The sequence below is a fragment of the Klebsiella sp. Ech2A genome (assembly GCF_030078455.1).
Classification (GTDB): domain Bacteria; phylum Pseudomonadota; class Gammaproteobacteria; order Enterobacterales; family Enterobacteriaceae; genus Klebsiella; species Klebsiella terrigena.
On the sequence record NZ_JAQGFU010000309.1, the window covers coordinates 1 to 3,452 of the forward strand.

The window sequence follows — 3,452 nt, forward strand, 5'->3', positions numbered from 1 at the left end:
GTGCTGGCGTTTATCGTCAGCGGCCAGCGGCAGCGCTTTCCCCGCTTCTGGCCGCTGATACGCTGGCTGCTGGTGCTCTCTCAGGCGCTGCTGCTTATCTGGCAGCCGCTGCTGTGGCTGGGCGGCGAGTCGCCTTCGGCCCTGACCATCGGTCTGCTGGTGGCGGATATTTATGCGCTGTGGTGGCTGCTGAGCAGCCGTCGGCTGAGAGCCTGTTTCCAGGAAGAGCAGGTTTAACGGCACTTTTTGCCGATCCCGCACTCCAACAGGCGTCAAATTAACAGGAAAGGACGATCTCATGAAATCGCTACGTTTACTTCTTTGCGCGCTCCCGCTGGCGTTAACCGGCTGCTCGACGATGAGCGCGGTTAACTGGTCCGGAGCCCTGCCGTGGAACTGGTTTGGTTCCTCCATGGAGGTCACCGAGCAGGGGGTGGGGAATCTGACGGCCGCCACGCCGCTGAATGAACAGGCCATCAGCGACGCGCTCGGCGGCGGCTACCGCCTGCGCAGCGGCATGAAGACCGCCAACGGCAATATCGTGCGCTACTTTGAGGCGCTGAAGGACGACAGGGTGGTGATGACGATTAACGGCGAGAACGGCACCATCAGCCGCATCGACGTGCGCGACAGCGAAATCAAAACCGAGAGCGGCGTGCAGGTAGGGACTCCGTTCAGCGAGCTGTACAGCAAAGCGTTCGGCAACTGTCAGAAGGCCAGCAGCGACAACGGCGCGGTGGTCGAGTGTCAGGCGCAGGGCAGCCAGCATATCAGCTACGCCTTCACCGGCCACTGGAGCGGCCCGGAAGAGCTGATGCCTTCAGACGATACGCTGAAAAACTGGAAAATCGGTAAAATCACCTGGCGCCGCTAATTTGATCTGGAGAGACACGACGGCGGCAAAAAACGCGTACAATAGCCGCGTTTAAGCACCACAGCGTTGTGGTTGTCTCATTTCAGGAGGAGCGATGTCTCAGGTTCAGAGCGGCATTTTGCCGGAACATTGCCGTGCGGCGATTTGGATTGAAGCCAATGTAAAAGGGGACGTTAACGCCCTGCGTGAAGCCAGCAAAAACTTTATCGATAAGTTAGCCACCTTTCAGGCGAAATTCCCGGACGCGCAGCTGGGGGCGGCCATTGCCTTTGGCAATAACGTCTGGCGCGAGCTGAGCGGCGGCGTGGGTGCCGAAGAGCTAAAAGAGTTTCCCGTTTACGGAAAAGGCCTGGCGCCATCGACTCAGTACGATCTGCTGATTCATATCCTGTCCGCTCGTCATGAAGTGAACTTCTCCGTCGCCCAGGCGGCGATGGCGGCGTTTGGCGGCATCGTTGAGGTCAAAGAGGAAGTCCACGGCTTCCGCTGGATCGAAGAGCGTGACCTCAGCGGCTTTGTCGATGGCACCGAAAACCCGGCCGGCGAAGAGACGCGTCGTGAGGTGGCGATTATCAAAGATGGCGTCGATGCGGGCGGGAGCTACGTCTTCGTTCAGCGCTGGGAGCACAACCTCAAGCAGCTAAACCGCATGAGCGTTCCCGATCAGGAGATGATGTTTGGCCGCACCAAAGAGGCCAATGAAGAGATTGACGGCGACGATCGTCCGGAGACCTCGCATCTCAGCCGCGTTGATCTGAAAGAGGACGGCAAGGGCCTGAAAATTCTGCGCCAGAGCCTGCCGTACGGCACCGCCAGCGGCACGCACGGCCTCTATTTCTGCGCTTACTGCGCCCGCATCCATAATATTGAACAGCAGCTGCTGAGCATGTTCGGTGATACCGACGGTAAGCGCGACGCCATGCTGCGCTTTACCAAACCGGTGACCGGCGGCTACTACTTCGCGCCGTCCGTGGAGCGTATTCTGGCGCTGTAGGTCTTCCTGCGCCATCGCCCTCTCCCCCGCGGGGAGGGCTGCTATCAATGCCTGCCTCTCCTTAACGTTGCCGCCGGCCGCGGTTTTCAAAGCCCTTATTCTCTTTTCTACTTCCAAATCGCCAAACGGTATATAAAACCGTTACTCCTTTGGTACTCGTTATAAATATTATGGCCATATGAAAGTCATCAATCTTATAAGGGTGCGCAATGGCCGTTAAATCACTGAACAAAGGATATCTGGCGCTGGCGGCTTCTGTGCTGCTGGTTGCGCAGGCTCAGGCGACTGAATTGCTGAACAGTTCCTACGATGTTTCCCGCGAGCTGTTTGCCGCCCTTAACCCGCCGTTTGAACAGCAGTGGGCGAAAGATAACGCCGGCGATAAGCTGACGATTAAACAGTCCCACGCCGGCTCGTCAAAGCAGGCGCTGGCGATCCTGCAGGGCTTAAAAGCCGACGTGGTGACCTATAACCAGGTGACCGACGTGCAGATCCTGCATGACAAAGGCAACCTGATCCCGGCCGACTGGCAAAGCCGCCTGCCGAACAACAGCTCGCCGTTCTACTCCACGATGGGCTTCCTGGTGCGCAAAGGGAACCCGAAAAACATCCATGACTGGAACGATCTCGTCCGTTCCGACGTGAAGCTTATCTTCCCGAACCCGAAAACGTCGGGCAACGCGCGCTATACCTATTTAGCCGCATGGGGCGCAGCGGATAAAGCTGACGGCGGCGATAAAGCCAAAACCGAGCAGTTCATGACCCAGTTCCTGAAAAATGTCGAAGTGTTTGATACCGGCGGCCGTGGCGCGACCACCACCTTCGCGGAGCGCGGGCTGGGCGATGTGCTGATTAGCTTCGAATCGGAAGTGAACAACATCCGCAAGCAGTATGAAGCGCAGGGGTTTGAGGTAGTGGTGCCGAAAACCAACATTCTTGCCGAATTCCCGGTGGCGTGGGTGGATAAAAACGTCAAGGCCAACGGCACGGAGAAGGCGGCAAAAGCCTATCTGAACTGGCTCTACAGCCCGCAGGCGCAGACGATCATCACCGACTACTACTACCGGGTGAACAACCCGCAGGTGATGGAAAAGCTGAAGGATAAATTCCCGCAGACCGAACTGTTCCGCGTTGAGGACAAGTTTGGATCCTGGCCGGAGGTCATGAAAACCCACTTTGCCAGCGGCGGCGAGCTGGACAAACTGCTGGCGGCGGGGCGTAAGTAATGTTTGCTGCTGCCTCTAAGCGCGTGCTGCCGGGCTTTACCCTGAGCCTCGGCACCAGCCTGCTGTTTGTCTGTTTAATTCTGCTGCTTCCTCTGAGCGCGCTGGTGATGCAGCTGGCGCAGATGAGCTGGGGACAGTACTGGGATGTTGTTACCAACCCGCAGGTGGTTGCCGCGTATAAGGTGACGCTGCTGTCGGCCTTTGTGGCCTCGATGTTTAACGGCGTATTTGGCCTGCTGATGGCGTGGATCCTGACGCGCTACCGCTTTCCCGGCCGCACGCTGCTCGATGCGCTGATCGATCTGCCCTTTGCGCTGCCGACGGCGGTAGCGGCCCTGACCCTGGCGCCGCTGGTTTC

The 3,452-nt window shown here is 58.2% G+C and carries 5 protein-coding genes; all 5 read left to right on the forward strand.

Annotated features, from left to right (window positions below; genetic code table 11):
* The coding region (locus PFH44_RS26025; protein ID WP_283826618.1) for a DUF2919 family protein at window positions 1–237 on the forward strand (237 nt) is incomplete at its 5' end.
* A 61-nt stretch (window positions 238–298) separates the two neighbouring features.
* On the forward strand, window positions 299–874 hold the full coding sequence (locus PFH44_RS26030) for an RpoE-regulated lipoprotein (protein WP_045856209.1): 576 nt from the start codon (window positions 299–301) through the stop codon (window positions 872–874).
* A gap of 94 nt (window positions 875–968) precedes the next feature.
* Window positions 969–1,868: a Dyp-type peroxidase gene (locus PFH44_RS26035; protein ID WP_045856208.1), complete on the forward strand. Its 900-nt coding sequence runs from the start codon at window positions 969–971 to the stop codon at window positions 1,866–1,868.
* A gap of 209 nt (window positions 1,869–2,077) precedes the next feature.
* Window positions 2,078–3,094: a thiosulfate/sulfate ABC transporter substrate-binding protein CysP gene (gene cysP / locus PFH44_RS26040; RefSeq protein ID WP_283826619.1), complete on the forward strand. Its 1,017-nt coding sequence runs from the start codon at window positions 2,078–2,080 to the stop codon at window positions 3,092–3,094.
* Window positions 3,094–3,452 (forward strand): ABC transporter permease (locus PFH44_RS26045; RefSeq protein ID WP_463671578.1); only part of this gene is annotated, 359 nt, incomplete at its 3' end. The genes cysP and PFH44_RS26045, both read left to right, overlap by 1 nt.

What these genes read in the sequence shown, in the direction of transcription:
- cysP (WP_283826619.1), top strand. Translation starts at nt 2,078, where the DNA reads ATGGCCGTTAAATCACTGAACAAAGGATATCTGGCGCTGGCGGCTTCT.
- PFH44_RS26035 (WP_045856208.1), top strand. Translation starts at nt 969, where the DNA reads ATGTCTCAGGTTCAGAGCGGCATTTTGCCGGAACATTGCCGTGCGGCG.
- PFH44_RS26030 (WP_045856209.1), top strand. Translation starts at nt 299, where the DNA reads ATGAAATCGCTACGTTTACTTCTTTGCGCGCTCCCGCTGGCGTTAACC.